This is a genomic window from Citrobacter freundii complex sp. 2025EL-00176, assembly GCF_053309355.1.
This window is the reverse complement of the sequence record NZ_JBRYHT010000005.1, coordinates 21,483-45,490: the sequence shown is the minus strand read 5'-3', so window position 1 is coordinate 45,490 and position 24,008 is coordinate 21,483. Positions and strand designations below refer to the sequence as shown.

Genomic DNA, 24,008 nt, shown 5'->3' with positions numbered 1-24,008 from the left:
CATGAGCCATAACGACACCATCGTCGCTCAGGCCACCCCTCCGGGACGTGGTGGCGTGGGTATTCTGCGTATCTCCGGCCTGAAGGCACGTGAGGTCGCAGAAACCGTGCTGGGCAAACTGCCAAAACCGCGTTATGCCGATTATCTGCCGTTTAAAGACGCAGATGGCAGCGCGCTGGATCAAGGCATTGCCCTGTGGTTTCCCGGCCCAAACTCCTTTACCGGTGAAGACGTTTTAGAACTGCAGGGCCACGGCGGTCCGGTGATTCTTGATCTGCTGCTCAAACGTATTTTGACCATTCCCGGGCTGCGCATTGCCAGACCCGGTGAATTCTCCGAGCGCGCGTTTCTCAATGATAAGCTCGATTTAGCCCAGGCAGAGGCGATTGCCGACCTGATCGATGCCAGCTCGGAGCAAGCGGCTCGCTCAGCGCTGAACTCGTTGCAGGGCGCCTTTTCCGCACGGGTAAATCATCTTGTGGAAGCGCTCACTCACCTGCGCATCTACGTGGAAGCAGCGATTGATTTCCCGGATGAAGAAATCGACTTCCTGTCTGATGGCAAGATTGAAGCACAGCTCAATAGCGTTATTAGCGACCTTGATGCCGTACGTGCCGAAGCGCGTCAGGGCAGCCTGCTGCGCGAAGGGATGAAGGTCGTGATTGCTGGTCGCCCGAACGCCGGGAAATCAAGCCTGCTGAACGCGCTGGCAGGCCGCGAAGCCGCCATTGTCACCGACATCGCCGGCACCACCCGCGACGTGCTGCGTGAGCATATTCATATTGACGGTATGCCGCTACACATCATCGACACCGCCGGTCTGCGCGATGCCAGCGATGAAGTTGAACGCATAGGGATCGAACGCGCATGGCAGGAAATCGAACAGGCCGATCGCGTACTGTTTATGGTTGATGGCACCACCACCGACGCCGTGGACCCGGCTGACATCTGGCCCGACTTTATTGCCCGTCTGCCCGCCAAACTGCCTATTACCGTGGTGCGTAACAAAGCGGATATTACCGGTGAAACGCTGGGTCTTAGCGAAGTAAATGGCCACTCACTGGTTCGTCTCTCCGCACGTACCGGTGAAGGCGTTGACGTGCTGCGCAACCATCTCAAGCAGAGCATGGGCTTTGAAACCAATATGGAAGGCGGCTTCCTGGCGCGTCGTCGTCACCTACAGGCGCTGGCAGAAGCGGCGGAACATCTCGAGCAGGGCAAAGCCCAACTGCTCGGAGCATGGGCCGGAGAATTGCTGGCAGAGGAGCTACGTCTGGCGCAGCAAAACCTCAGTGAGATCACCGGGGAATTTACCTCCGACGATCTGCTGGGACGGATTTTCTCCAGCTTCTGTATTGGTAAGTAGGCTCTAAATTTTGGCTTTTCATTTGAGATCGTGCGTGGGTCGAGAAACGGAAAGCAGGCACAAAAAAAGCGGAGAATCCCTGCTTTTCGGATTCTCCGCTGCTCCACATGATCAGCATTCCATGGCGTCAGCCCCGCACTCGTCGGTGAGTGCGCGAATTTTAGACTCTGAAATCAACGAGCGCTCACCTGCAAGAAACGATAATTTTTTGTATGACTCAACATCCCCGCCAGTTAACGGTGAGGGCAACGCAATATTGCGCTCGATTAAGTCATCGTTAATCGCACTGGCGATAGTGCCGTCGCTAAAACCGGCGCGAGTTAATCGATTAATTTTTTGATAGTTCCACTCGCGTAAACCTGCCGCAACAATACCCATAATTAATTGCCTCCAAATAATGTATTAATCAGTTGATAAGGATTTGGCAACACTGCCGGAGGTGCTGCCTCCAATGACCGCGCCAACCGTGGTGACGACGGCCTTTCCTCCCGCCATACCCAGCCCACCAGAAGCCAGGCTCCCACCGCCTAACGCAGCGAGTCCAGCAGAAGAGGCCGCCGCACCGCTTAAGGTCCCACCGGCCACGCCCAACCCCGCAGCACTCGCCGCTGCGCCTATGGCTGGTGCCATGACCGCTGCCGCGCCACCGGTCGCGACGGTCGCCGCCACGACCGCGAGAGACTTGATAGGATTTTCACGAATATAATCAAAGAGATCGCTAAACATATTTATCACCTTTATCAACGTAACGGGCTCATGCCTCGCTGACATCAATGATATTCAACATACAAAATAAATCAAAATAAAAAATAAATCATACAATTTGATATAAAATAGTATTTATTATGAAAAGAATTCGAAGATTTTTATTACTTGCCTTATTTGGTTCAATAAATTATTTTTTATTTGGCATTAGTTTTATATTTTGACTTATAAAAACAGGCTGGTAATTTTCAAAGCAGCTTCGAAGAATGTCATGATTGAACCTCCCGGGTTCTCTCTTTTTCCGGCACGGCATTCGCATGTTAATTTTGTGACGAAAGTCACAAAAAAATGGAGAATCAATGGCCCTTTCCGATCATCAAAAACAGGTTTTCCGCGATTTTCTCTCTGGCGATCGCCTCCCATTTGCGGATATATACGAGGCGATAAGCGAGCAGTTACTTCTTCTTATCTTTAAAGCTCGCCATCTTTATACCCTTGCCGACTACCGCCATTGGTTTGAAGAACAACATCGCGTCCTCACTGCGCTGCAAGCCCAAAGTGCTAAAATCAATGAGATTTTCAAATCAGATAACTATGTCGTGGGTGCAGAGGAGGAAAAAGAGGATCCTCTTATGAATGCTCTCGCATTTATGAACCCACTGTATGACGGTTTTGATAAAGGTAACGTCAGCCTGAAGACATGGGGGGAGATGAATCATCCACCTGAGCAACGCAGAGGGGTCTACCAGCATCAGATTACCCTCCGTGAGCAATTTATTCGTGACGATCTGTTTGCCATTTTGACCAGCTGTCAAACCGGTTGCCCCGCCATTCCGACAGAAATGCGGCAGGGCTATTGCCATCAGGATCTTTCCATCGCCCATTCACACGGCAACCTGCTATTAGAAAAATTAGATAACTATTTTTCTATCGATAGAGTGGCGATTTTATCCGAGACCGTTTTCCTTCTCATTGCGGATTATCGGCAAAAACACAGCGCACTCCCTCAATGGCTGGCACCCTTCGCGGAGAACTCCGGTGGATTAGCCTTCAGAGGAATACGTGAAAGCTATGATTATAAAACCATCAAGCAACATCTTGAAAAACAGGGTTGTGAACCGTTTATTGATAGTGTGATCGCTCAAGAATCAGAGCATGATGCTCAGCGTATCCTGAACGTTTATATCGGCGTTTACGCCACTGATATTCACCACTGGCTTTATGACATCCTGCAGTATTTGAAGACACCGCAGACAACGCCCTATCGCTGGAAATTTACAACCATCTCACCTGATAAAACTCAAAAGGATGAAGAAAAAAAAGAGCATGAGTCCATCGATTGGGATCGCGAATTTTGCCAAATCACAATAGATCGCCATAACCTATTAGAACTCATCCAATCGAACACCCTTTATGACGCAGTGCTTACACTTGCCGATCGCCTGCTGCATATTTATCGCCCCCAGGCAGAGCAAGCATTGCAAAACAAAGATAACGTGGCTTCACTCACCGAGAACGAGCAAAAAATCCACAACTCGAATAGTTTTCTGTTTCCTGAATCAAATCGGCGATCGTATGAAGAAAACGTGGGCAAAGTGCAAATATTTGAGGCCTGGTACCAACGAAATAAAGTGCTGCTGATCAGCAAGAATATTAAGCGAACGGAAAAAATCACCGTAGCAGAACGGATTGCTGGACTTAAAAGCTATGACCTTAAAATGGGCATCCCTTACGGCAGTAAAATGAAGGTCAAAGACGGTGTTTACGATACCGCCAAAAACTACAGCTTTGTGAGATTACCCGATAAGTTAAGCAAGATTTCACTACAGCGATATCACTCCAAAGCGAAAGCAATTATCAATACGGAAATTGACACCCTGTTACACGCTCAACAAACTAAAAACGCAGAATTTCCGTTCAACGGTGCGGCCTATGCCATTAAACCCCTTTGGGCAAAATGCGAATACACACTGAATACCGGGAACGAGTGAATCGTCATCGCATCCACAACCGTGATTTCCTGTAGGGAAATCACGGTTGTCCAAATGGCAACTCGTGCTACTGACTCTCTGCCCGTATGCTTAGCGCCACATTCCTCATGAGGTCGCTATGACACGCTTTCTAATCTGCAGTTTTGCCCTGGTTCTACTTTATCCCGCCGGTATTGATATGTATTTGGTGGGTCTGCCCCGCATTGCGGCCGATCTACAGGCCAGCGAGGCGCAACTGCATATCGCGTTTTCGGTTTATCTGGCGGGAATGGCCACGGCGATGCTTTTCGCCGGAAAAGTCGCCGACCAGTCAGGACGTAAACCGGTCGCCATTGTCGGCGCCCTCATCTTTATTTTCGCCTCTGCGCTATGTTCTTTCGCCGAAAGCGGTACGCCGTTCCTGGTAGGCCGCTTTATTCAGGGCGTGGGCGCAGGCTGCTGCTATGTGGTGGCCTTCGCTATTCTGCGCGACACGCTCGACGATCGCCGCCGGGCAAAAGTGCTGTCGCTGTTGAACGGAATCACCTGTATCGTACCGGTGTTGGCTCCGGTGATGGGGCATCTGATTATGCTCAAATACCCGTGGCAAAGCCTGTTTTACACGATGATCGGTATGGGTGTGGTCGTATGCCTGCTGTCGGTATTTATCCTGCGAGAATCGCGCCCAGCAACGTTAACGGCGACGACGGAAAAGAACCACACGACCGAATCGCTGGTGAACCGTTTTTTCTTAAGCCGCCTGGCCATTACCACCCTCAGCGTGTCGGTGATCCTGACCTTCGTGAATACCTCTCCGGTGCTGCTGATGGAAGTGATGGGCTTCGACCGCGGCGAGTACGCCACCACAATGGCCATGACCGCAGGCATCAGTATGGCGGTCTCTTTCTCCACACCATTCGCTCTGAGCGTGTTTAAGCCTCGCGTTCTGATGCTGACCTCGCAGGTGCTGTTTCTGGCTGCGGGCGTAGTGTTAACTCTCGCCAGCTCGCATACGGTGACGCTGTTTGGGTTGACCTTAATCTGCGCCGGGTTCTCGGTTGGTTTTGGTGTCGCCATGAGTCAGGCGCTGGGGCCGTTCTCGCTGCGGGCGGGGGTTGCCAGCTCGGCGTTAGGTATTGCGCAGGTTTGCGGTTCATCGCTATGGATTTGGCTGGCAGCGGTCCTCGGCCTTGATGCGCTGAATATGCTGATCGGGATTCTGATTGGCTGTAGCATAGTGAGTATCATGCTGATTATCACTGTTGCCCCCAACCGGTCCGCGCCAACTCATGAAGAAATCCCTCAGCAGTCTCGATCTTAATTTGTTGCTGTGCCTGCAGCTATTGATGCAGGAACGCAGCGTTACCAAAACCGCCAAACGGATGAACGTCACGCCGTCGGCGGTCAGTAAGTCGCTGTCGAAACTGCGAACCTGGTTTGACGACCCGCTGTTTGTAAACACCCCGCTGGGCCTGACGCCGACGCCGTTAATGGTCAGCATGGAGCAGAATCTGGCAGAGTGGATGCAGATGGGCAATCAATTGCTGGATAAGCCGCACCATGAGGCTCCGCGGGGGTTGAAGTTTGATCTGGTGGCCGAAACGCCGCTGGTGATGATCATGTTCAACGCCCTCTCCCGGCAGATCTATCAGCGTTATCCCCAGGCGACGATCAAAATACGCAACTGGGACTATGATTCGCTGGATGCGATTATTCGCGGCGAGGTGGATATCGGCTTCACCGGGCGCGAAAGCCATCCGCGTTCGCGAGAACTGCTGAGCCTACTGCCGTTGTCGATCGACTATGAGGTGCTGTTTTCCGATCTCCCTTGCGTCTGGCTACGTGAAGATCATCCGGCATTGCAGGAAGAGTGGAATCTGGACACATTTCTGCGCTATCCCCACATCAGTATTAGCTGGGAGCAAAGCGATACCTGGGCGCTGGACGATGTGCTTCAGGAGATGGGGCGCACACGCAATATCGCGTTATGCCTGCCTGGTTTTGAGCAGTCGCTGTTTATGGCCGCCCAGCCTGATCATGCGCTGATAGCCACAGCGCCGGTCTATTGTCAGCGTTATAACCAACTCCACCAGCTTCCGCTAGTGGCACGTCCTATGCCATTTGATGCCGCACAGTTAGAGAAAATGCGCGTACCGTTCACTCTCCTTTGGCATAAACGTAACAGCCACAATCCGAAGATCGTCTGGCTGAAAGAAACGATCAAGGCGCTGTATCGCGATATGTCCTGACGATCCGCCGTCAGAATGTTGCTTAAATGACCATTCTGGCAACAGAAATGTAAATGTCGCGTAATGTATCCCGTTTCCGTTTATTTTTTAACCCGTAAAACCTGCCTGAACACCGTGTAAATGTTACTCTGGTTATAATCACGGACCATTAATCACGGAGCGAAAAATGGCGACACATTTTGCCAGAGGGATTCTTACGGAGGGACACCTGGTTTCAGTTCGTCTCCCTACTCCATGTCACATTGAAGCAAGAAATCTACCCACTCACCGCCGAACACGCTTCCTGGCCTCCCGAAGTCTTCTCGCAGAACTGATGTTTATGCTTTACGGCACCAGCACGTTGCCTGAGATTGTTACTGAGGCGAAAGGTAAGCCCGTTTTTCGCGATAAAAACCTGCCGGGATTTTCGATTTCTTATGCCGGAAATATCGTTGGCGTTGCGCTGACAACAGAAGGTGTTTGCGGCCTGGATATGGAGCTTCAGCGAGCGACACGCGGTTTCCACAATCCGAATTCAGCACAAACCTGGCGCTTCTCCAGTAACGAAAACCTGTGGATTAATAACCAAAACGACCCTAACGAAGCGCGTGCGCAGCTCATTACGTTGCGCCAGAGCGTTCTTAAACTCACCGGCGATGTGTGTAATGACGATCCGCGCGAACTCCAGCTTTTACCCGGCGCAGGACGTCTGAAATGTGCCCATGTTGCGCAGGTTGAAGCCATTTGCGATGCGGAAGATGTGCTGGTGTGGTCGGTTGCGGTTACGCCAACCATTGAAAAACTCAAGGTTTGGGAGTTTGATGGTAAACAGGACTGGAAAAGTTTGCCTGATATCCAGACTCGCGCTAATGAGCCAACGGGTCGTCTGATCCGGTTCTCTCAATTATGCGCAGCGAAAAGCCATACGCTTAACTGATTTAACCTTCATGATGAAACAGGAGTCACCATGTCTGAAACATTGAATGTTGTTACGTTACTGGGAAGTCTGCGCAAAGGTTCGTTTAACGGAATGGTTGCCCGCACGCTGCCTAAAATTGCTCCCGCAGGAATGGAAGTGAGCGCGTTACCGTCGATTGGTGATATCCCGCTGTACGATGCCGACCTCCAGCAGGAAGAAGGTTTCCCAGCCAGCGTAGAAGCGCTGGCAGAGCAAATCAGGAAAGCTGATGGTGTTGTTATTGTGACACCGGAATATAACTATTCTGTTCCTGGCGGACTGAAAAACGCCATCGACTGGCTGTCCCGTCTGCCCGACCAGCCATTATCTGGCAAACCGGTACTGATTCAGACCAGCTCAATGGGCGCTATTGGCGGCGCGCGCTGCCAGTACCATCTCCGTCAGATCCTGGTGTTCCTCGACGCCATGGTGATGAACAAGCCGGAATTTATGGGCGGCGTCATTCAGAACAAGGTGGACCCGCAGACGGGTGAAGTAATCGACCAAAGCACGCTGGACCATCTGACCGGTCAACTGACCGCATTTGGCGATTATATCCAGCGCGTGAAAGCGTAAACGAAAAAGCCCGGCGATTTGCCGGGCTTTTTCGTTCTAAAACCAAACAAACAGCGATCAGTGCGCGTCGATAAACACAATCTTCAGCACAAACAGCAGCGCGACAACGATGACGCACGGGCTGAGGTCGCGGAAACGTCCGGTACCGATTTTCATCACGCAGTAGGAAATAAAGCCCAGCGCGATACCTTCGGTAATCGAGAAGCTAAACGGCATCATCACGGCGGTAATAAACGCAGGAACCGCTTCGGTCAGGTCATCCCACTTCACGCGCGACAGGCTTGATGTCATCAGCACACCGACGTAAATCAGCGCACCGGCCGCGGCATAACCCGGCACCATTCCCGCCAGCGGCGACAGGAAGATAACCAGCAGGAACAGCAGGCCGACAACCACGGCGGTAAGCCCAGTACGTCCGCCGACAGAAACCCCGGAAGATGATTCAATATACGCGGTTACGGAAGAAGTACCGATAAACGCGCCGGTAACAGATGACACGCTATCTACATACAACGCCTGCTTCATACGCGGGAACTTGCCCTTCGCATCCGCCAGACCGGCTTTATCCGTAACGCCAATCAGCGTACCGGAGGAGTCGAACAGGTTGACCAGCATGAATGAGAAAATCACGCCCGCCAGGCCAAGGTTAAACGAACCGGCCAGATCGACATGGCCAATAACGGACATCACGCTCGGTGGCGCAGAGACGATACCGTTGTAATGCACATCGCCCAGCATCCAGCCCAGCAGCGTGGTCACAATGATGGAGATCAGCACCGCCGCATGAATGTTGCGTGACGCCAGAATCGCGATGATAAAGAAGCCCAGAATACCGAGCAGCACGCTGTGAGACGTCAGGTTGCCGATGGACACCAGCGTGTCTTTGTTCGCCACGATAACACCGGCGTTTTTCAGCCCCATCATGCCGATGAACAGACCAATACCGCTGGTGATCCCTACGCGCAGGCTAACCGGGATATTAGCAATCATCCAGTAACGTACGCGGAAAATTGTCAGCAGCAGCAGACCTACCGCACCCCAGAAGATAGCACCCATACCAATCTGCCAGGAGAGTCCCATCGCGCCGACGACCACGAAGGCAAAGAATGCGTTCAGGCCCATAGCAGGCGCAAGTGCGACCGGCAGGTTGGCAAACAGGCCCATCAGGATGCTACCAAAAGCAGCAATAAGACAGGTGGTAACAAAGACGGCACTGGTATCCATGCCAGCCACGCCAAGAATTTGCGGGTTAACAAAAACGATATACACCATCGTCAGGAAGGTGGTTAAACCGGCGATCACTTCGGTCCGTGCCGTCGTGCCATGTTCGCGCAGTTTGAACACGCGTTCCAGCATCCCCTGGCCAGAAGCCTGGGTTGTGTGTTGTTGACTCATTATCAATTTCCGAACAAGGAGGGAAAATTCGTCGCTATCCTATACCAAAATGCGACAATAGGGTTGGGTTATGAGCAACTTTTTTCATTGATTTTGCTTATACGGCAACGATTGCGTGGCCCAATAATGCATTACGAAAACGTTAAACTTGTTAAAATGGAAATGACATGTCCCAGATAGAAGCCGTATTTTTTGACTGTGACGGTACCCTTGTCGACAGTGAAGTGATTTGTTCTCGCGCGTATGTCAGCATGTTCCAGGCGTTCGGCATTACACTCGATCTTGAAGAAATTTTTAAACGCTTCAAAGGGGTAAAGCTGTACGAGATCATCGACATTATCAACGAAGAGCACGGTGTCGAACTGGCAAAAACCGATTTAGAACCGGTTTACCGCGCTGAGGTCGCACGTCTGTTCGATACGGAACTGGAAGTGATCGCTGGCGCTAATGCGCTACTGGACAGTATGACGGTGCCCATGTGCGTAGTGTCCAACGGTCCGGTCAGTAAAATGCAGCATTCGCTGGGTAAGCTGGGCATGTTGCACCATTTTCCTGATTTACTGTTCAGCGGTTACGATATCCAACGCTGGAAGCCCGATCCGGACCTGATGTTCCATGCGGCAAAAGCGATGGACGTCAACGTTGAGAACTGCATTCTGGTCGATGATTCCAGTGCCGGCGCACAGGCGGGGATTGCTGCGGGAATGGAAGTATTCTATTTCTGTGCCGATCCGCACAACAAACCGATCGATCATCCAAAAGTGACGACTTTTACCGATTTGGCACAGTTGCCGGAATTGTGGAAAGCGCGCGGATGGGATATTACGCGTTAACTGAAATGCCGGATGGCGCTAACGCTTATCCGGCCTACTTTCTCTGTTTTTATTACTCTTTCGGATCTTTCCCCGCCAGCAGCTTATCCAGTTCATCTCCGCCTACATGACGGAAATCTTGTCCCTTCACGAAGTAGAAAATGTATTCGCAGATATTCTGGCAACGGTCACCGATACGCTCGATGGAACGGGCGCAAAACAGCGCGGTCAGCACGCTTGGGATAGTACGCGGGTCTTCCATCATATAGGTCATCAGTTGACGCACGATGCCTTCATATTCCTGGTCAACTTTCTTATCTTCACGATAAATACGTACCGCTTCGTCCAGATCCATACGCGCAAAGGCGTCCAGCACGTCATGCAGCATCTGCACGGTGTGGCGGCCCAGTGATTCCAGGCTGACCAGCAGCGGCTGATGCTGATGCGAGAATTTCTCCAGCGCGGTGCGACAAATTTTGTCCGCCACGTCGCCAATACGCTCCAGCTCAGCGATGGTTTTGATTATCGCCATCACCAGGCGCAGGTCGCTCGCGGTCGGCTGACGTTTGGCGATGATGCGCACGCAGGCTTCGTCGATCGCCACTTCCATCATGTTGACGTTCTTATCGCCTTCAATGACGCGCTTCGCCAGCTCGCTATCCTGGTTGTGCATGGCGGTAATCGCATCAGAAAGCTGCTGCTCGACCATACCGCCCATGGTCATCACCTGGGTACGGATGCTTTCCAGTTCGGCATTGAACTGGCCGGAAATATGTTTATTAAGGTTAAGGTTATCCACAACAAGCTCCTGAATCAGCCGTAACGACCGGTGATGTAGTCTTCAGTTTGTTTCTTCGCGGGCTTGGTGAACAGATCGTCCGTGTTGCTGAACTCAATCAACTCGCCCAGGTACATAAATGCCGTGTGATCGGAACAACGTGCCGCCTGCTGCATGTTGTGGGTCACGATAACAACGGTGTAATCCTCTTTCAGCTCAGTGATCAGCTCTTCGATACGCCCGGTAGAGATCGGGTCGAGCGCTGAACATGGCTCATCCAGCAGAAGCACTTCCGGGCGAATGGCGATGCCACGCGCAATGCACAGACGCTGCTGCTGACCACCAGAGAGAGAGTACCCACTCTGGTGTAATTTATCTTTGGTTTCGTTCCACAATGCGGCCTTGGTCAAGGCCCACTGCACACGCTCGTCCATATCCGCACGAGAGAGTTTCTCAAACAAACGCACGCCAAACGCGATGTTGTCGTAGATGGACATCGGGAACGGCGTCGGCTTCTGGAATACCATCCCCACTTTGGCACGCAGCAGCGCGATATCCTGGGTATTGGTGAGAATATTGTCGCCATCCAGCAGGATTTCACCTTCCGCACGCTGCTCCGGGTACAGCTCAAACATTTTGTTGAACGTACGAAGCAGCGTCGATTTACCACAGCCTGACGGTCCGATAAACGCCGTTACCTGGTTTTTAGCGATATCCAGGTTGATGTTCTTCAGGGCATGGAATTTGCCATAGTAGAAGTTCAAATCACGAACCTGAATCTTACCTGGGGCAGTATCAACCATACTCATTTCAATCTATTCCTTATCATGCCTGATGGCGCGCAGCTTATCAGGCCTACAAATATGTTCGACCGTAGGCCGGATAAGGCGTTTACGCCGCCATCCGGCAATTTGGCTTAACCGTGTTTCTTCTTCGCGAAAATGACGCGCGCCAGAATGTTCAGCAGCAGTACGCACAGGGTAATAATCAGTACCCCAGCCCAGGCCAGTTGCTGCCACTCAGCAAATGGGCTCATCGCAAACTTAAAGATAGTGACCGGCAGGTTGGCGATAGGCTGCATCATGTCGGTGCTCCAGAACTGATTGGAGAGCGATGTAAACAGCAACGGAGCCGTTTCACCGGCAATACGCGCAATGGCCAGCAGGACACCTGTAATAATGCCCGAGACAGATGCCTTCAAGGTGATCGCAGAAATCATCTTCCACTTCGGCGTACCCAGCGCATAGGCGGCTTCACGCAGGCTGTCCGGCACCAGTTTGAGCATGTTCTCCGTGGTACGAATCACAATGGGCACCTGCAGCAGCGCCAGCGCGATAACGCCTGCCCAGCCGGAGAAGTGTTCCATTTTTGCGACCACAATGGTGTAAACGAACAGACCCACCACGATTGATGGCGCAGACAGCAGGATGTCATTGATAAAACGGATGACCTCAGCCAGCCAGGACTTACGTCCGTACTCAGCCAGGTAGATGCCCGCCATAATACCCAGCGGGGTACCAAACACGGTCGCCCACAGGATCAACAATCCGCTACCGGCCAGAGCGTTCGCCAGACCACCACCAGCGGTATTCGGCGGCGGCGTCATTTCGGTGAATAGCGCCAGCGACATACCGTCAATACCACGGGTAATCGTGGACATCAGGATCCAGATAAGCCAGAACAGACCGAACGCCATGGTCGCCATAGAGAGCGTCAGCGCAATGCGGTTCTTCAGGCGGCGACGCGCCTGCATTTTACGGCGGGATTCCGCAAGCGCAGTGGTATTTTGCATTTCAAGCGTAGCCATTAGCGTGCCCCCTCGTTCTTCGCAAGGCGCATGATCATGAACTTAGACGCAGCCAGTACGATGAAGGTGATCACAAACAGAATCAGACCCAGCTCCATCAACGCGGCAACGTGCAGCCCTGATTCCGCTTCAGCAAATTCATTCGCCAACGCAGAGGTAATACTGTTGCCCGGCATATACAGCGATGCACTGTCGAGCTGATAGGTGTTACCGATGATAAAGGTCACCGCCATGGTCTCGCCAAGTGCGCGGCCCAGACCCAACATCACGCCGCCGATCACGCCATTTTTGGTGAACGGGAGGACGATGCGCCAGATGACTTCCCAGGTAGTGCAACCGATGCCGTAGGCTGACTCTTTCATCAGCACCGGCGTTTGTTCGAACACATCGCGCATAACCGCCGCAATGTAAGGAATAATCATGATGGCGAGGATCACGCCCGCAGCCAGAATCCCAATACCAAACGCCGGACCAGCAAACAGCGCGCCAACAAACGGAATGTTAGAAAGGATATTACCGACCGGTTCCTGGAAATAAGTCGCAAACAGCGGAGCAAAGATAAACAGGCCCCACATGCCGTACACGATACTTGGAATTGCCGCCAGCAGCTCAATGGCGATACCCAGTGGGCGACGCAGCCAGCCGGGCGCAAGTTCAGTCAGGAACAAGGCAATGCCGAAACTCACCGGCACGGCAATCAGCAGAGCGATAAGCGAGGTGACCAGCGTACCGTAAATCGGTACTAATGCACCGTAGATATCGTTTGGCGCATCCCATTCTTTGGTCCATAAGAAGGAGAAACCAAATTTCTGAATGCTTGGCCAGGAGGAGATAATCAGAGAGACAATGATGCCACCCAACATCAATAGCACAATCAGCGCAGCCAGTTTTACCAGCGCGCTGAATATCATGTCACCCTTTTTACCCGGGGGGTTAAAAGCAGGCTTTGTTGCAGCCATAAATCACTCTTTAAGTTAAACGCATTTACTAAGTTGCCCATGCCGGATGGCGCTACGCTTATCCGGCCTACACTCAGGGCCTACGGTAGAAACCGTAGGGCGGATAAGCGTAGCGCCATCCGCCAATTCGTCAAAGATATTCTATTAGTACAGTGCTTTACCGCTGCTGTCTTTCACGTTGGTTTTCCATGCAGCACGAATCTGCTCAACCACGCTGTCCGGCAGGCTGGCATAATCCAGGTCATTCGCCTGTTTGCCGCCATTTTTGTACGCCCAGTCGAAGAACTTCAGCACTTCAGCGCCCTGCTCAGGTTTCTTCTGCTCTTTATGCACCAGGATGAAGGTGGTGGAAGTAATTGGCCACGCATCGTCACCTTTCTGGTTGGTTAGATCCTGAGCGAAGGTTTTGCTCCAGTCAGCGCCTTTCGCAGCGTTAGCAAAGTTTTCTTCGGTCGGGCTTACCGGTTTGCCATCAGCAGAGACCAGCCTGGTGTATGCCAGATTGTTCTGCTTAGCGTAAGCGTACTCAACGTAGCCGATAGAGCCAGGCAGACGTTGTACGAATGCGGCGATACCGTCGTTCCCTTTACCGCCCAGGCCAGTCGGCCAGTTAACGGTAGAACCGGAACCAATTTTAGATTTCCACTCTTCGTTCACTTTTGCCAGGTAGCTGGTGAAGACGAAGGAAGTACCTGAACCATCAGCACGACGCACAACGGCGATATTCTGCGAAGGCAGCTTCAGGCCCGGGTTCAGTTTGGTGATGGCTTCATCATCCCACTTCTTGATTTTGCCCAGATAGATGTCGCCCAGCGTTTTACCGTCAAGCACCAGCTCGCCGGATTTCAGGCCAGGGATATTCACCGCCAGCACCACACCGCCGATCACGGTCGGGAACTGGAACAGGCCTTCTTGATTGAGTTTTTCGTCAGACAGCGGCGCATCTGAGGCACCGAAATCAACGGTATTCGCAGTGATTTGTTTTACGCCACCGGAGGAGCCGATACCCTGGTAGTTTACTTTGCTACCGGTCTCTTTCTGATAGGTATCTGCCCATTTGGCATACACTGGCGCAGGAAAAGTTGCACCTGCACCTGTCAGGCTCGCTGCGGCAAAGGCAGAGAACGCGCTCATGGATAAGGTCGCGGCGACAACAGTTGCGACAGTGGTACGCATAACTTTCATAATGTCTCCTGCACGGTTTTCGTAAATAGTTGTTTGAGTTGCTACTGTGAGCAAAATAGGACAAACAGGTGACAGTTAAATGTACGAAATATGACAGTTTTATGACAATAAAAAATAATGCGCCAGAACCAATTAAAAACAGTATAAAAACAGAGAGTTAATCGACTATGTGACAATCATATTTCGGCAAAATTTTCTTTTTATGACATTGAAAACAGTAGCTGAAGATGACGGTTTGTCACATAAAACAGGCGGGACAATTGATTAAAAACAGAACATGTTTAAAAAAATGCCCCGCGTTGAGCAGGGCATTTTCAGTTCAGCGGGGTACGGCTTATTCCACGGTAACCGACTTCGCCAGGTTACGCGGCTGGTCCACGTCGGTGCCTTTAATCAGGGCCACGTGATACGCCAACAGTTGCAGTGGAACGGTGTAGAAGATCGGTGCAATCACCTCTTCCACATGCGGCATCTCGATGATGTGCATGTTTTCGCTACTGGTAAAGCCAGCATCCTGATCGGCAAAGACATACAGTTGACCGCCGCGGGCACGAACTTCTTCAATGTTGGATTTCAGTTTTTCCAGCAGTTCGTTGTTCGGTGCGACCACGATAACCGGCATATCGGCATCGATCAGCGCCAGCGGACCGTGCTTCAGTTCGCCTGCAGCATAAGCTTCAGCGTGAATATAAGAGATCTCTTTCAGCTTCAGCGCGCCTTCCAGCGCAATTGGATACTGATCGCCACGGCCCAGGAACAGCGCATGGTGCTTGTCAGAGAAACCTTCCGCCAGAGCGGCAATGCGTTTGTCCTGGGACAGCATCTGCTCAATACGGCTCGGCAGCGCCTGCAGTCCATGAACGATCTCTTGCTCAATAGACGCATCCAGCCCTTTCAGACGAGACAGCTTAGCCACCAGCATCAGCAGAACGGTCAACTGAGTGGTAAAGGCTTTCGTGGAGGCCACACCGATTTCGGTACCGGCATTGGTCATCATCGCCAGGTCGGACTCACGAACCAGAGAGGACCCCGGTACGTTACAGATAGCCAGCGAGCCCAGATAGCCCAGCTCTTTAGACAAACGCAGACCCGCCAGGGTATCCGCCGTTTCACCTGACTGGGAAAGGGTGATCATCAGGCTGTTACGACGCACGGCAGATTTGCGATAGCGGAATTCGGAAGCGATTTCGACATCACAAGGAATACCGGCCAGCGACTCAAACCAGTAACGGGACACCATACCGGAGTTGTATGACGTACCACAGGCGATAATCTGGATATGCTCAACCTGAGACAGCAACTCATTAGCACGCGAACCCAGCTCGCTTAAATCCACTTCACCGTGGCTAATGCGCCCGGTCAGCGTATTTTTAATCGCGTTCGGCTGTTCGTAGATCTCTTTCTGCATGTAGTGGCGATAAATACCTTTTTCGCCCGCGTCATATTGCAGATTCGATTCGATATCCTGACGTTTCACTTCCGCGCCAGACTTGTCGAAAATAGAGACCGAACGACGGGTCACTTCCGCAATGTCACCCTCTTCCAGGAAGATAAAGCGACGGGTTACCGGCAGCAGCGCCAGCTGATCGGAAGCGATAAAGTTTTCACCCATACCCAGACCAATGACCAACGGGCTACCAGAACGAGCAGCCAGCAGCGTTTCCGGGTTACGGGTATCCATGATTACCGTGCCATAGGCACCGCGCAGCTGCGGAATAGTACGCAGTACGGCTTCACGCAGCGTACCACCCTGTTCCAGCTCCCAGTGCACCAGGTGAGCAATCACTTCGGTATCAGTTTCAGAAACAAAGGTGTAACCACGGGTTTTCAGCAGTTCACGCAGCGGTTCATGGTTTTCAATGATGCCGTTATGCACCACGACAATGTGTTCAGAAACATGGGGATGCGCGTTCGCTTCTGAAGGTTCTCCGTGAGTCGCCCAACGGGTATGAGCGATACCGGTACCGCCATGCAGCGGATGTTCTTCCGCTGCAGCAGTCAGCATCTGCACTTTACCCAGACGACGCAGGCGAGTCATATTGCCTTCAGCATCGACAACGGCCAGACCAGCAGAGTCATAACCACGATATTCCAGACGACGTAAACCTTCGAGAAGGATTTCAGCTACATCACGCTGCGCGATAGCGCCAACAATTCCACACATATTTTTTGATTCCGAATTTAGGCATTATGCCTGTCGTTGTCGCTGACCTGTATTTGCCCTTTCCGGGCGCCCCGAGCCTTGTAGAGAGTGGGGTTATTTTTATGGTACTGCTTGTGAGCGGAGGATTATGTTATCCCCTCGTCTCTTGTCTGCCTGATGGCGCTCACGCTTATCAGGCCTACAGAACGTCACCGCACGTAGGCCGCCATCTGGCAAAAACTGAATTACGTTTTCTTCACCGGGCGTTTCCAGCCCTGCTTGTTAACCTGCGGAACGCGGCTCAACACCAGCTCGTTTTCCGCTACGTCGCGCGTTACTGTCGTACCGGCGGCAATTGTTGCGCCTTTACCGACTGACACCGGGGCCACCAGCTGAGTATCGGAACCGACAAACACATCATCGCCAATAATGGTTTTAAATTTATTCGCACCATCGTAGTTACAGGTGATCGTACCCGCGCCGATGTTCACGTTATCACCAATTTCCGCATCGCCCAGATAGGTCAGATGACCCGCTTTAGAGCCTTTACCCAGACGCGCTTTTTTCATTTCGACGAAGTTACCCACGTGTGCGCCTTCCTGTAGCTCAGCACCCGGGCGCAGACGCGCGAAAGGACCGATAGTGCATGCGGCTTCCAGATGCGCATCTTCCACCACGCTGTACGGACTTAGCTCACAACCATCACCAATCACGCTGTTTTTGATGATGCAGCCAGCGCCAATCTTGACGCGATCCCCAACGGTTACGTTACCTTCAATGATAACGTTAGTATCAATTTCAACATCGCGCCCGTGAATAAGCGTACCGCGAAGATCAAAACGTGCAGGATCGCGCAGCATCACGCCCGCCAACAGCAGTTTTTCTGCCTGCTCGGACTGATAAACACGCTCCAGACGAGAGAGCTGAAGACGGTTGTTCACACCTTCCGTTTCACTGATTCGTGCCGGATGGACCGCAGCAATTTCGCGCCCTTCCTGATACGCCATCGCAATGATATCGGTGATGTAATATTCACCCTGTACATTGTTGTTGGTCAGTTTAGACAGCCAGCGCTTCATGTCTGCGCCGTTGGCAATCAGAATCCCGGTGTTGATTTCCTGGATTTGACGCTGCTCGTCAGTGGCATCTTTATGTTCAACAATGCCTGTAACTTTACCGTTATCACGGGTAATACGCCCATAACCCGATGGGTCGTCCAGTTTTACCGTTAACAAGCCGATGCCACCCTGCGGTTTGGCATCACGCAGGCGACGTAGTGTTTCGGTGGAGATCAGCGGCACATCGCCATAGAGCATTAAAATGTCTTCGTCATCCCCAAAGAACGGCGCTGCCTGCTGCATTGCATGCCCGGTACCCAACTGCTCGGCCTGCAGGACCCAGTTCAGGTTGCCATCTTTCAGCGTCTGCTTAAGCAAATCACCACCGTGTCCGTAGACCAGATGTACGTGAGTCGCCCCTAATTCATTAGCGGCATCAATGACATGCTGCACCATCGGTTTTCCTGCGAGGGTATGCAGCACTTTAGGGAGATCGGAATACATACGCGTGCCTTTGCCTGCGGCAAGGATCACGACGCTCATAGCATTATTCAACATACACGTCCTGACTGTAATTTGAGAACGAATTTATACCGTTTCACATTGAAAATACTACATTTTTTTCATCGTGAAATGGGCCGAAGATAAAACGTTCAATCGGGGAAATTCCCCATCTGATAACTGTCTATTTTCGTCTATATCTACGTCTTTTGTCTCCCCAAAACCAGCAGTCTGCTCTTATTAAAGCCTTAGGTGGATGTTTTTGCTATTTTTTTGCCGCATAAATAAAGAATGACATTAGCGAATGTATGATTTTTTGTATGTGATTCAGCGGGAAGCAGTAAAAGGCAAACACGACAGTAAAGATTTGAGAGAAAAGAGCAGGGGGAATTTAACAACAAATGGCGCTAGCTGATAAACCGCATTAAGCTTCGCGCCACAGAGCAGGCGGGGAAAGACTAAAAACTCATATTGCTGAACAGGGCGATGATTTTGTTGATCAATTTCATGTTGGTATCTCTTTTTTATCTGAGTTCATTATGTGACACACATCACATAAAAAAGAGTCTACGCCTCATTTTTTAACCAATCAATATTTTTATGATCTAAATCACGAAATAATAAAACTACTTTTTATTTACATTTTTCCTGTAACCAAGCCATAAAAAAAGCCAGCCTGGAAACCAGACTGGCCTTGTGTTTTTCAAGCCGGTGTTACATCGCTTTTTTGGTCAACTCGATAACGCGCAGTTTCGCGATCGCTTTGGCCAGTTCCGCAGATGCCTGAGCGTAATCCACGTCACCATGAGAGCTCTTGATATGCTCTTCAGCCTTACGCTTCGCTTCCAGGGCTCTCGCTTCATCGAGATCCTGTCCGCGAATCGCGGTATCAGCCAGAACGGTCACGCTGCCAGGCTGCACTTCAAGAATGCCGCCGGACAGATAGATAAACTCTTCATGACCGAACTGTTTAACGATGCGGATCATACCAGGCTTAATGGCGGTGAGCAGCGGGGCGTGACCCGGGAAAATACCCAGTTCACCTTCACTACCCGTTACCTGGATTTTTTCGACCAGACCAGAGAACATTTGTTGCTCTGCGCTGACGACGTCCAGGTGGTAAGTCATTGCCATATCACCCTCCGATTAAGGCGTTAAAGTTTTTTGGCTTTTTCCACGGCTTCGTCGATAGAACCAACCATGTAGAACGCCTGCTCTGGCAGGTGGTCGTATTCGCCTTCCATGATGCCTTTAAAGCCACGGATGGTGTCTTTCAGGGAAACGTATTTACCCGGAGAACCGGTGAATACTTCCGCAACGAAGAACGGCTGGGACAGGAAGCGCTGGATCTTACGCGCACGTGCTACCACCAGTTTATCTTCTTCAGACAGTTCATCCATACCCAGGATGGCGATGATGTCTTTCAGTTCCTGATAACGCTGCAGCAGGGACTGTACGCCACGCGCGGTGTCGTAGTGTTCCTGACCAACAACCAGCGGATCCAGCTGACGGCTGGTGGAATCCAGCGGGTCAACGGCCGGGTAGATACCCAGAGACGCGATCTGACGGCTCAGTACCACGGTTGCATCTAAGTGCGCAAAGGTGGTTGCTGGGGATGGGTCAGTCAAGTCATCCGCAGGTACGTATACCGCCTGAACGGAGGTGATAGAACCGGTTTTGGTAGAGGTGATACGTTCCTGCAGAACACCCATCTCTTCCGCCAGGGTCGGCTGATAGCCTACCGCTGATGGCATACGACCCAGCAGTGCGGATACTTCAGTACCGGCCAGGGTGTAACGGTAGATGTTATCAACGAACAGCAGAACGTCACGACCTTCGTCACGGAACTTCTCAGCCATGGTCAGACCGGTCAGCGCAACGCGCAGACGGTTTCCCGGCGGCTCGTTCATCTGGCCATATACCAGGGATACTTTGTCCAGAACGTTGGAGTCGGTCATTTCGTGGTAGAAGTCGTTACCCTCACGAGTACGTTCCCCTACGCCCGCAAACACGGAGTAACCGGAGTGTTCGATCGCGATGTTACGGATCAGCTCCATCATGTTTACGGTTTTACCTACACCCGCACCACCGAACAGACCAACTTTACCGCCCTTCGCGAACGGACACATCAGGTCGATAACTTTGATGCCGGTTTCCAGCAGTTCCTGAGAACTGGACAGTTCTTCATAGGAAGGTGCCGCGCGGTGGATAGCCCAACGCTCTTCTTCGCCGATATCGCCTTTCATGTCGATCGGGTGACCCAGGACGTTCATGATACGACCCAGGGTTGCTTTACCTACCGGGACTTCGATCGGGTGCTCGAGGTCTTTAACTTCCAGACCACGACGCAGACCGTCGGAAGAACCCATGGCGATGGTACGTACGATACCGCCGCCGAGCTGTTGCTGAACTTCCAGCACCAGGCTCTCTTTACCATTCATAACCTCAAGAGCATCGTACACGCGCGGTACGGCATCCTGAGGGAATTCGACGTCAACCACGGCGCCGATTACCTGGACAATTTTTCCAGTAGCCATCTTGAATCCTCTACGAATTAACCTGGTTATACCGCGGATGCACCACCGACGATCTCGGTGAGTTCCTGAGTAATGCTGGCCTGACGAGCTTTGTTGTATACCAACTGCAGCTCTTTAATCAGGCTGCCGCCATTGTCGGTCGCGGCTTTCATCGCCACCATACGTGCGGCCTGCTCGCTGGCCAGGTTTTCTACCACGCCCTGATAAACCTGAGACTCGACATAACGACGCAGCAAGGTATCCAGCAGCGCTTTCGGGTCTGGCTCATACAGGTAATCCCAGGATTTACGCTTCAATTCATCATCATCTGATGCCGGCAGAGGCAGCAGTTGAGTGATGGTTGGCGTCTGAGACATGGTGTTAATAAATTTGTTGCTGACAACGTACAGTTTGTCCAGACGACCTTCGTCGTAGGCCTGCAGCATCACTTTAACCGGACCGATCAGTTCGGACAGGGAAGGGTTATCCCCCATGCCGGTTACCTGAGCAATCACATTACCGCCAACGGAGTTAAAGAAAGACACGCCCTTAGAACCGATCATTGCGATATCGCACTGAACGCCTTTATCGGACCATGTTTTCATATCCGCCAGCAGTTTTTTGAACAGGTTAATGTTCAAGCCACCGCACAGACCACGGTCGGTCGACACCACCAGGTAGCCCACGCGTTTAACGTCGCGTTCTTCCAGGTAAGGGTGCTTATATTCCAGATTACCATTCGCAAGGTGACCAATCACTTTGCGCATGGTCTCTGCATAAGGACGGCTGGCCGCCATGCGATCCTGCGATTTACGCATTTTGGAAGCGGCGACCATCTCCATCGCTTTAGTGATCTTCTGCGTGTTCTGGACGCTTGCGATCTTACTACGTATCTCTTTTGCGCCGGCCATGAGCTTCTCCTCAATGCCTTGCGGTCCGCCCTAGGACAGACCGCCAGACGTTACCAGGACTGGGTTGCCTTGAAGGAATCGAGGATAGCTTTCAGCTTGCCTTCGATTTCATCGTTATAGCCACCGGACTGGTTGATCTCTTGCATCAGCGGAGCGTGGTCACGGTCGACGTAAGCCAGCAGAGCAGCTTCGAAACTACCGATTTTCGCCAGTTCCACATCTTCGAGGTAACCGCGTTCAGCCGCAAACAGCACCACACCCTGCTGTGCAACAGACATTGGGGCATACTGTTTCTGCTTCAGCAGTTCAGTTACTTTCTGACCGTGGCTCAGCTGCTTACGCGTAGCTTCATCCAGGTCGGAAGCGAACTGAGAAAACGCGGCCAGTTCACGATACTGCGCCAGCGCGGTACGAATACCACCGGACAGTTTCTTGATGATCTTGGTCTGCGCTGCGCCACCTACACGAGATACGGAGATACCCGGGTTAACTGCCGGACGAATACCGGAGTTGAACAGGTTGGTTTCCAGGAAGATCTGACCATCGGTAATGGAGATTACGTTGGTCGGAACGAACGCAGAAACGTCACCCGCCTGGGTTTCGATAATCGGCAGAGCGGTCAGGGAGCCGGTTTTACCTTTAACTTCACCGTTGGTGAACTTCTCAACGTATTCCGCGTTTACGCGGGATGCGCGTTCCAGCAGACGGGAGTGGAGGTAAAATACGTCGCCCGGGAATGCTTCACGTCCTGGCGGACGACGGAGCAGCAGGGAAACCTGACGATAAGCAACAGCCTGTTTAGACAGGTCATCGTAAACGATCAGAGCATCTTCACCGCGGTCACGGAAGTATTCGCCCATTGCGCAACCGGCATATGGCGCCAGGTATTGCAGTGCAGCAGATTCAGACGCGGTCGCCACAACAACGATGGTGTTAGACAGTGCGCCGTGTTCTTCCAGTTTACGAACCACGTTAGAAATGGTGGACGCTTTCTGGCCGATAGCCACGTACACACATTTGATGCCGGAGTCACGCTGGTTGATGATGGCGTCGATAGCCATCGCGGTTTTACCGGTCTGACGGTCACCGATGATCAGCTCACGCTGGCCACGACCGATTGGGATCATGGCATCAACAGATTTATAACCGGTCTGCACTGGCTGGTCGACGGACTGACGTTCGATTACGCCTGGTGCGATAACTTCGATTGGCGAGAAGCCATCGTTATCAACCGGACCTTTACCGTCAATCGGGGAACCCAGAGTGTTCACCACACGACCCAGCAGGCCACGGCCAACCGGAACTTCCAGAATACGACCCGTACACTTAACCTTCATGCCTTCGGCGAGGTCAGCGTATGGACCCATCACAACAGCACCTACAGAGTCGCGCTCCAGGTTCAGTGCGATAGCGTAACGGTTACCCGGCAGGGAAATCATCTCACCCTGCATACAATCGGCCAGGCCGTGAATGCGGATAACACCGTCACTTACAGAAACAATAGTACCTTCGTTGTGAGCTTCGCTCACAACACTGAACTGAGCAATGCGCTGCTTGATCAGTTCGCTGATTTCGGTGGAATTCAGTTGCATGCTCCAGTCCCCTTAAGACTGCAAGACGTCTGCAAGGCGCTCAAGACGGCCGCGTACGCTGCCATCAATGACCATATCACCCGCTCGGATGATTACGCCTGCCATTACAGACTTATCGATTTTGCAATTCAGCTTAACTTTGCGTGACAGACGTTTTTCCATCGCTGCACTAATCTTCGTAAGCTGTTCATCACTCAGTGCATTGGCAGAAGTGACTTCTACCTCAGTGATAGCCTCACTGGCTGCACGCAGATGAATAAACTGCTCAAGAACATCCGGGAGCGCATTCAGACGGTTATTTTCAGCCATCACCCTAATCAGGTTTTGGCCGCTTTCGTCCAGCTGCTCACCGCACACGGCGATAAACGACTCAGCGAGCGTTTCCGGCGCCAGCGCGCCAGAGAGAAGCTCTGCCATTTGTTCGTTTTTCGTCACCTCAGCGGCAAACATCAGCATATCCTGCCAACGGTCAACGCTTTGGTGCTCAACGGCAAAGTCAAAAGCTGCTTTGGCGTAGGGGCGAGCTACCGTAATAAATTCAGACATCA

General features: G+C 51.9%; 22 protein-coding genes. 7 read left to right on the top strand and 15 right to left on the bottom strand.

The genetic code is table 11. The features are described 5' to 3' along the window. The first annotated feature begins 1 nt into the window (after position 1). Positions 2 to 1,366: a tRNA uridine-5-carboxymethylaminomethyl(34) synthesis GTPase MnmE gene (gene mnmE / locus ACVXHP_RS12195; RefSeq protein WP_032945460.1), complete on the top strand. Its 1,365-nt coding sequence runs from the start codon at positions 2 to 4 to the stop codon at positions 1,364 to 1,366. A 111-nt stretch (positions 1,367 to 1,477) separates the two neighbouring features. Here mnmE and ACVXHP_RS12190 read toward each other — a convergent pair whose 3' ends face one another. Both ACVXHP_RS12190 and ACVXHP_RS12185 read right to left on the bottom strand, forming a co-directional pair. Continuing rightward, positions 1,478 to 1,744, bottom strand: coding sequence for a hypothetical protein (locus ACVXHP_RS12190; protein WP_316130439.1), 267 nt, complete (start codon positions 1,742 to 1,744; stop codon positions 1,478 to 1,480). A gap of 24 nt (positions 1,745 to 1,768) precedes the next feature. Continuing rightward, positions 1,769 to 2,092, bottom strand: a complete 324-nt coding sequence (locus ACVXHP_RS12185) for a hypothetical protein (protein WP_187253953.1) — start codon at positions 2,090 to 2,092, stop codon at positions 1,769 to 1,771. A 338-nt stretch (positions 2,093 to 2,430) separates the two neighbouring features. On the opposite strand from ACVXHP_RS12185, the gene ACVXHP_RS12180 reads away from it, so the two are divergent. From ACVXHP_RS12180 to ACVXHP_RS12160, 5 genes are all read left to right on the top strand, one after another. Then, positions 2,431 to 4,062, top strand: a complete 1,632-nt coding sequence (locus ACVXHP_RS12180; RefSeq protein WP_447571530.1) for a hypothetical protein — start codon at positions 2,431 to 2,433, stop codon at positions 4,060 to 4,062. A 118-nt stretch (positions 4,063 to 4,180) separates the two neighbouring features. Beyond that, a complete protein-coding gene (locus ACVXHP_RS12175; RefSeq protein ID WP_447571529.1) occupies positions 4,181 to 5,362 on the top strand; it encodes an MdtL family multidrug efflux MFS transporter in 1,182 nt (393 codons plus the stop codon). Continuing rightward, positions 5,331 to 6,290, top strand: a complete 960-nt coding sequence (gene yidZ / locus ACVXHP_RS12170) for an HTH-type transcriptional regulator YidZ (protein WP_200008913.1) — start codon at positions 5,331 to 5,333, stop codon at positions 6,288 to 6,290. The genes ACVXHP_RS12175 and yidZ overlap by 32 nt, the downstream gene beginning before the upstream one ends. Positions 6,291 to 6,456: 166 nt before the next feature. Continuing rightward, on the top strand, positions 6,457 to 7,206 hold the full coding sequence (locus ACVXHP_RS12165; RefSeq protein WP_200008914.1) for a 4'-phosphopantetheinyl transferase family protein: 750 nt from the start codon (positions 6,457 to 6,459) through the stop codon (positions 7,204 to 7,206). A 30-nt stretch (positions 7,207 to 7,236) separates the two neighbouring features. Continuing rightward, positions 7,237 to 7,803 carry an NADPH-dependent FMN reductase gene (locus ACVXHP_RS12160; RefSeq protein WP_003023832.1) on the top strand — a complete coding sequence of 189 codons (567 nt, stop codon included), beginning with the start codon at positions 7,237 to 7,239 and terminating at the stop codon, positions 7,801 to 7,803. A gap of 57 nt (positions 7,804 to 7,860) precedes the next feature. On the opposite strand, the gene adeP is transcribed toward ACVXHP_RS12160, so the two are convergent. Further along, positions 7,861 to 9,198 (bottom strand): adenine permease AdeP, encoded by a 1,338-nt coding sequence (adeP, locus tag ACVXHP_RS12155; protein ID WP_137361472.1) that lies wholly within the window; start codon positions 9,196 to 9,198, stop codon positions 7,861 to 7,863. Between the two features lie 167 nt (positions 9,199 to 9,365). Between adeP and yieH the strand changes: the two genes are divergently transcribed. Further along, a complete protein-coding gene (gene yieH, locus ACVXHP_RS12150) occupies positions 9,366 to 10,031 on the top strand; it encodes a 6-phosphogluconate phosphatase (protein WP_316130444.1) in 666 nt (221 codons plus the stop codon). A gap of 52 nt (positions 10,032 to 10,083) precedes the next feature. Here yieH and phoU read toward each other — a convergent pair whose 3' ends face one another. From phoU to atpH, 12 genes are all read right to left on the bottom strand, one after another. Continuing rightward, positions 10,084 to 10,809 carry a phosphate signaling complex protein PhoU gene (phoU, locus tag ACVXHP_RS12145; protein ID WP_038635754.1) on the bottom strand — a complete coding sequence of 242 codons (726 nt, stop codon included), beginning with the start codon at positions 10,807 to 10,809 and terminating at the stop codon, positions 10,084 to 10,086. Between the two features lie 14 nt (positions 10,810 to 10,823). Next, on the bottom strand, positions 10,824 to 11,597 hold the full coding sequence (gene pstB / locus ACVXHP_RS12140) for a phosphate ABC transporter ATP-binding protein PstB (RefSeq protein WP_003023821.1): 774 nt from the start codon (positions 11,595 to 11,597) through the stop codon (positions 10,824 to 10,826). 107 nt (positions 11,598 to 11,704) lie between these two features. Further along, positions 11,705 to 12,595, bottom strand: a complete 891-nt coding sequence (gene pstA, locus ACVXHP_RS12135; RefSeq protein WP_003827037.1) for a phosphate ABC transporter permease PstA — start codon at positions 12,593 to 12,595, stop codon at positions 11,705 to 11,707. Further along, on the bottom strand, positions 12,595 to 13,554 hold the full coding sequence (gene pstC / locus ACVXHP_RS12130) for a phosphate ABC transporter permease PstC (protein WP_200008916.1): 960 nt from the start codon (positions 13,552 to 13,554) through the stop codon (positions 12,595 to 12,597). Before pstC ends, pstA begins: the two co-directional genes overlap by 1 nt. Before the next feature lie 144 nt (positions 13,555 to 13,698). After that, positions 13,699 to 14,739, bottom strand: a complete 1,041-nt coding sequence (pstS, locus tag ACVXHP_RS12125; protein WP_304702540.1) for a phosphate ABC transporter substrate-binding protein PstS — start codon at positions 14,737 to 14,739, stop codon at positions 13,699 to 13,701. A gap of 334 nt (positions 14,740 to 15,073) precedes the next feature. Beyond that, on the bottom strand, positions 15,074 to 16,903 hold the full coding sequence (gene glmS / locus ACVXHP_RS12120) for a glutamine--fructose-6-phosphate transaminase (isomerizing) (protein WP_003023813.1): 1,830 nt from the start codon (positions 16,901 to 16,903) through the stop codon (positions 15,074 to 15,076). 224 nt (positions 16,904 to 17,127) lie between these two features. Next, positions 17,128 to 18,498, bottom strand: a complete 1,371-nt coding sequence (gene glmU, locus ACVXHP_RS12115; protein WP_447571528.1) for a bifunctional UDP-N-acetylglucosamine diphosphorylase/glucosamine-1-phosphate N-acetyltransferase GlmU — start codon at positions 18,496 to 18,498, stop codon at positions 17,128 to 17,130. Positions 18,499 to 19,155: 657 nt separating this feature from the next. After that, on the bottom strand, positions 19,156 to 19,575 hold the full coding sequence (locus tag ACVXHP_RS12110; protein WP_003023809.1) for a F0F1 ATP synthase subunit epsilon: 420 nt from the start codon (positions 19,573 to 19,575) through the stop codon (positions 19,156 to 19,158). A gap of 20 nt (positions 19,576 to 19,595) precedes the next feature. After that, a complete protein-coding gene (gene atpD / locus ACVXHP_RS12105; RefSeq protein ID WP_003023806.1) occupies positions 19,596 to 20,978 on the bottom strand; it encodes a F0F1 ATP synthase subunit beta in 1,383 nt (460 codons plus the stop codon). Positions 20,979 to 21,004: 26 nt separating this feature from the next. Further along, complete coding sequence (atpG, locus tag ACVXHP_RS12100; protein WP_006687765.1) at positions 21,005 to 21,868, bottom strand: F0F1 ATP synthase subunit gamma; 864 nt, start codon at positions 21,866 to 21,868, stop codon at positions 21,005 to 21,007. A 50-nt stretch (positions 21,869 to 21,918) separates the two neighbouring features. After that, positions 21,919 to 23,460, bottom strand: a complete 1,542-nt coding sequence (gene atpA, locus ACVXHP_RS12095) for a F0F1 ATP synthase subunit alpha (RefSeq protein ID WP_003827026.1) — start codon at positions 23,458 to 23,460, stop codon at positions 21,919 to 21,921. A gap of 12 nt (positions 23,461 to 23,472) precedes the next feature. Then, the gene (atpH, locus tag ACVXHP_RS12090) at positions 23,473 to 24,006 is read right to left on the bottom strand and encodes a F0F1 ATP synthase subunit delta (RefSeq protein WP_304702538.1); all 534 of its coding nucleotides are present in this window, start codon (positions 24,004 to 24,006) and stop codon (positions 23,473 to 23,475) included. Between the last annotated feature and the right edge of the window lie 2 nt (positions 24,007 to 24,008).

What these genes read in the sequence shown, in the direction of transcription:
- glmS (WP_003023813.1), bottom strand. Translation starts at nt 16,903, where the DNA reads ATGTGTGGAATTGTTGGCGCTATCGCGCAGCGTGATGTAGCTGAAATC.
- ACVXHP_RS12110 (WP_003023809.1), bottom strand. Translation starts at nt 19,575, where the DNA reads ATGGCAATGACTTACCACCTGGACGTCGTCAGCGCAGAGCAACAAATG.
- yieH (WP_316130444.1), top strand. Translation starts at nt 9,366, where the DNA reads ATGTCCCAGATAGAAGCCGTATTTTTTGACTGTGACGGTACCCTTGTC.
- ACVXHP_RS12190 (WP_316130439.1), bottom strand. Translation starts at nt 1,744, where the DNA reads ATGGGTATTGTTGCGGCAGGTTTACGCGAGTGGAACTATCAAAAAATT.
- pstB (WP_003023821.1), bottom strand. Translation starts at nt 11,597, where the DNA reads ATGAGTATGGTTGATACTGCCCCAGGTAAGATTCAGGTTCGTGATTTG.
- atpG (WP_006687765.1), bottom strand. Translation starts at nt 21,868, where the DNA reads ATGGCCGGCGCAAAAGAGATACGTAGTAAGATCGCAAGCGTCCAGAAC.
- atpA (WP_003827026.1), bottom strand. Translation starts at nt 23,460, where the DNA reads ATGCAACTGAATTCCACCGAAATCAGCGAACTGATCAAGCAGCGCATT.
- pstC (WP_200008916.1), bottom strand. Translation starts at nt 13,554, where the DNA reads ATGGCTGCAACAAAGCCTGCTTTTAACCCCCCGGGTAAAAAGGGTGAC.
- pstA (WP_003827037.1), bottom strand. Translation starts at nt 12,595, where the DNA reads ATGGCTACGCTTGAAATGCAAAATACCACTGCGCTTGCGGAATCCCGC.
- ACVXHP_RS12165 (WP_200008914.1), top strand. Translation starts at nt 6,457, where the DNA reads ATGGCGACACATTTTGCCAGAGGGATTCTTACGGAGGGACACCTGGTT.
- yidZ (WP_200008913.1), top strand. Translation starts at nt 5,331, where the DNA reads ATGAAGAAATCCCTCAGCAGTCTCGATCTTAATTTGTTGCTGTGCCTG.
- adeP (WP_137361472.1), bottom strand. Translation starts at nt 9,198, where the DNA reads ATGAGTCAACAACACACAACCCAGGCTTCTGGCCAGGGGATGCTGGAA.
- glmU (WP_447571528.1), bottom strand. Translation starts at nt 18,498, where the DNA reads ATGTTGAATAATGCTATGAGCGTCGTGATCCTTGCCGCAGGCAAAGGC.
- ACVXHP_RS12175 (WP_447571529.1), top strand. Translation starts at nt 4,181, where the DNA reads ATGACACGCTTTCTAATCTGCAGTTTTGCCCTGGTTCTACTTTATCCC.
- ACVXHP_RS12160 (WP_003023832.1), top strand. Translation starts at nt 7,237, where the DNA reads ATGTCTGAAACATTGAATGTTGTTACGTTACTGGGAAGTCTGCGCAAA.
- atpD (WP_003023806.1), bottom strand. Translation starts at nt 20,978, where the DNA reads ATGGCTACTGGAAAAATTGTCCAGGTAATCGGCGCCGTGGTTGACGTC.
- atpH (WP_304702538.1), bottom strand. Translation starts at nt 24,006, where the DNA reads ATGTCTGAATTTATTACGGTAGCTCGCCCCTACGCCAAAGCAGCTTTT.
- ACVXHP_RS12185 (WP_187253953.1), bottom strand. Translation starts at nt 2,092, where the DNA reads ATGTTTAGCGATCTCTTTGATTATATTCGTGAAAATCCTATCAAGTCT.
- ACVXHP_RS12180 (WP_447571530.1), top strand. Translation starts at nt 2,431, where the DNA reads ATGGCCCTTTCCGATCATCAAAAACAGGTTTTCCGCGATTTTCTCTCT.
- mnmE (WP_032945460.1), top strand. Translation starts at nt 2, where the DNA reads ATGAGCCATAACGACACCATCGTCGCTCAGGCCACCCCTCCGGGACGT.
- pstS (WP_304702540.1), bottom strand. Translation starts at nt 14,739, where the DNA reads ATGAAAGTTATGCGTACCACTGTCGCAACTGTTGTCGCCGCGACCTTA.